The sequence below is a fragment of the Oleiphilus sp. HI0043 genome (assembly GCF_001634935.1).
The window spans coordinates 1-666 of sequence record NZ_LWEY01000458.1 but is presented as its reverse complement, the minus strand read 5'-3'; the positions used below and the strand labels follow the sequence as shown (position 1 = coordinate 666).

Annotated in this window: 1 protein-coding gene; it reads left to right on the top strand. The window is 46.7% G+C overall.

The genetic code is table 11. The features are described from left to right. Window positions 1-433 (top strand): aminotransferase class I/II-fold pyridoxal phosphate-dependent enzyme (locus A3729_RS05860; protein ID WP_156497715.1); only part of this gene is annotated, 433 nt, incomplete at its 5' end. Window positions 434-666: the final 233 nt, after the last annotated feature.

Sequence of the window (666 nt, the reverse complement as noted above, 5' to 3'; positions counted from 1 at the left end):
TTCTTTGGCGGGCTTACGTGTCGGTTTTGCCATTGGGCATAAAGACTTGATCGATGGCCTTGAGCGAGTGAAGAACAGCTTCAACTCCTATCCGCTTGACCGCTTTGCAATCAAAGGCGCATCGGAAGCGATTAAAGATAAAGCTTATTTTCAAGCCTGCTGCGATAAGACCATTGAAACGCGTGATTGGCTAACACTAGAGCTCGAGAACTTGGGTTTTGAAGTCATGCCTTCTGCGGCAAACTTTGTGCTCGCCAAGCACCTAGATATTGAAGCTGAAGCTCTCGCTGCTGGTTTGCGTGAACAATCGATTATCATTCGCCACTTCAAACAGCCACGCATTAAAGATTATCTTCGGATTAGTATTGGTACACCTGAAGAATGCCAGGCACTGATTGCAGGACTTAAGCGCCTAATCGTGGGATCAGAGTAAAAATAGCTTTTTTTACTCTGACCCGAATGGCACTTACTTAAGCTGAATTGCACCCATTTTACAGGGAAATATTATTCCTCTTTGCAGCGAAGCGCTCCGTGCCCTCTGTGGTTAAGAGGGCTTAATCCTAAAGATCAAAACCCCAAAAACGAACCCACCACAGAGGACACAGAGCGGCCGGAGGCCTGCACGGAGAAACCAAAAGAAGGGTTCTTAAAGGAGTGGCACTTACT